2 protein-coding genes and 1 pseudogene are annotated in these 2,580 nt (G+C 44.9%); 2 read left to right on the forward strand and 1 reads right to left on the reverse strand.

Annotated elements, in window-relative coordinates; all coding sequences use genetic code 11:
• Both RMO79_RS02935 and RMO79_RS02940 read left to right on the forward strand, forming a co-directional pair.
• Nucleotides 1-193 (forward strand): annotated as a pseudogene (locus tag RMO79_RS02935) (signal recognition particle-docking protein FtsY); the annotation flags it as partial.
• 9 nt (nucleotides 194-202) lie between these two features.
• The gene (locus RMO79_RS02940) at nucleotides 203-1,660 is read left to right on the forward strand and encodes a PP2C family protein-serine/threonine phosphatase (RefSeq protein WP_310481562.1); all 1,458 of its coding nucleotides are present in this window, start codon (nucleotides 203-205) and stop codon (nucleotides 1,658-1,660) included.
• A gap of 83 nt (nucleotides 1,661-1,743) precedes the next feature.
• Here the strand turns inward: RMO79_RS02940 and RMO79_RS02945 are convergent, their stop codons facing one another.
• Nucleotides 1,744-2,337, reverse strand: a complete 594-nt coding sequence (locus tag RMO79_RS02945) for a tetratricopeptide repeat protein (RefSeq protein ID WP_310481563.1) — start codon at nucleotides 2,335-2,337, stop codon at nucleotides 1,744-1,746.
• Nucleotides 2,338-2,580 lie beyond the last annotated feature (243 nt).

Genomic DNA, 2,580 nt, shown 5'->3' on the forward strand with positions numbered 1-2,580 from the left:
AGTATTTGCTGAAGCCGCGAAATTAAGTGGGGTAGTATTAACCAAACTAGACGGAACAGCCAAAGGTGGTGTAGCTTTAGCAGTAGTCCAACAACTTGGGTTACCGATTCGGTTTATCGGTGCTGGTGAAGGTATTGAAGATTTAAGACCTTTTTCTAGCTATGAATTTGTCGAGGCGTTATTAAGTGGTTAGGAATTATAAATGATGAATTATGAACCACAGTTTGCATCGATAGCGGCTCTCGAAGAATCGATCGTCAATCTGACTCGCCAACAAAAAAAAACTCACGAACTCCTGAGCGGCTTAGGTTTTGCCTTGCGGAGTTTTAAGAATCTCAATCAATTTTTAGAGTTGATTCCGCTAATGGTGACACGAGTTACCGATGCTGAAGGTGGGGCGATAATTCTATTTAAAAAGACTGGTCAATTACAAATCCATCAGTTACATTGTCAGGGTGAAGGTAACTGTAACGAGCTACGCTACCGGATTGAAACGGCAATTTCGCAAACCATTGCCGATGTTTCTGATGGTAAAGAAATCAATTTTCATACTGACTTTTGGGATAAGTTAGAAAATAGAATCGAAATAGATATCGATTATACAATTCAGATTTTCCGCACACCAATTTTACTCGAAAGTGGCGAACGCGGTCGGTTGTACGTATTTACCCGCAACTCGAATTATGAGTGGACTGACGATCGCAAAAAACTATTACAATTAGTTGCCGATCAAACAGCAGTAGCAATCCACAATGATGAATTAACAGTAGAATTACGCAAAAAAGAACGACTCGATCGCGAATTAGAAATCGGTGCTGAAATTCAAGAACGTCTGTTACCCAAGCAATTTCCCGATATTCCTGGCTTAGAACTCGCCGCCTGTTATCTTAATGCCGAGCGCGTTGGGGGCGACTATTATGATTTTATCCCCGCTAATTACGATCGACTCGGTAATAAATCTAGCGATGTTAGCAATACCAATAAATGGAGTATCACCATCGGCGATGTCATGGGCAAAGGTGTCCCAGCAGGGCTAATTATGACCATGACGCGGGGCATGTTACGCTCGGAGGTACTCAATGGTCATTCACCCGCACGCATCCTTCAGAACCTCAACCGCGTCATGTTTGCAGATCTAGAAAATTCTAGTCGGTTCGTGACGCTCTTTTATTCAGAATACGATCCGACTACTCAAATTTTGACTTACAGCAACGCCGCCCACAACCCACCTCTATACTGGCAAGCAGCCACATCAGAGATCGTTCAGCTCGATACTTCGGGAATGTTGATCGGGTTTGATGCCAATTCTGAATATGAAGAGGCTCACGTTCGACTCCAGCACGGCGATACCATTATCTACTATACCGATGGCTTTACCGATGCGGCTAATCAAAATGGCGAAAGGTTTAATGAGGAAAATTTAACTCAGACTTTTCGGAATGCCTGCCAACGACAGTTAAGTTCTCAAGCTACTCTAGACTACATCGTCGCCACGCTCGAAGAGTTTACCAGCAACGATCGCACCAATGGTGATGATATGACGATGGTAGTTTTGAAGGTAAGGAGTAAGGAAAATCCCCTCCATGGAGCGAAAAGTGCGGTCTTGGGGTCTCCCCTGTCTTGTCTCACCCTTTTTGACGGGGAACCCGTCCAAAGGTGAAGCCCAAGTAGAGCACCTTTTCAAGACAGGGGTGCCCAACGGGCGGGGTGGGTAGATCTTCGCTAAAGCCTAAAGCCCAAAACCTACTTCAATTTATCGATCCATTCTCGTGCTTGCTGATAGCCGCCGAGATCTTGCTGTTGCTGAAATAATTTCGCGGCTTTACTCAGATCCAATTTGGCTCCGCGTCGATCGCCCAAACTGTGTCTGCTAATCGCTCGGTTATAATAAGCATCGGCGAAATTACGATTGTAGCGGATCGATCGATTGAAATCTTGAATTGACGCACTCAGATTGCCAGCCATCGCGTTAACATTGCCGCGTGCATTGTAAGCATCCGCATTATTGGGCGCGAGTGCGATGGCTCGATCGAAGTCCTGGAGGGCTTCTTGCAGCTTGTCGAGCATCGCTTTGGCAAATCCCCGATTGCTATATCCTTCGCTATGGTTGGGATTAGTTTTGAGAAATTCTGTATAGTCTTCGATCGCGCCAGCGTAATCTTCCTGTTCCTGTTTTTGTAATCCCCGATCGAATAAACTGTTCGTCGCTGGAACTATGCTAATTTGGGTTCGAGTTAATTCTGGTATGAGTACATAGCCAAATACTCGCTCTGCCTGACATAACTCAACTGCACTGGCGAGAGCAAATAATAAGATAGCCGTCTGAATGGACTTCATAGATTTTACATATTGAAGGCACATAGCTTACACTATATCAAATTTTCGATCGAACCTCAAAGGGGACGGGGAGACTGGGATTGAAAATCTTGGAGATGAGGGATTAGGGACGTGCAATTTAATAAAGTACCAGCAAAACGGGTTTCGGGGAACCCCAAACCCCGGGCGGTGAGCGGAGCCGCAAACCCACTGAAGAAAATATTGTGGGTTTATTTTTAGGGGGCAAACAGTGAAAGAACATAT

Origin of the sequence: Chamaesiphon sp. VAR_48_metabat_403 (assembly GCF_031422475.1) — a bacterium.
Taxonomy (GTDB): domain Bacteria; phylum Cyanobacteriota; class Cyanobacteriia; order Cyanobacteriales; family Chamaesiphonaceae; genus Chamaesiphon.

Bases quoted from the DNA above. Each gene is read 5' to 3' on its own strand.
- RMO79_RS02945 (WP_310481563.1), bottom strand. From the start codon at position 2,337: ATGAAGTCCATTCAGACGGCTATCTTATTATTTGCTCTCGCCAGTGCA.
- RMO79_RS02940 (WP_310481562.1), top strand. From the start codon at position 203: ATGATGAATTATGAACCACAGTTTGCATCGATAGCGGCTCTCGAAGAA.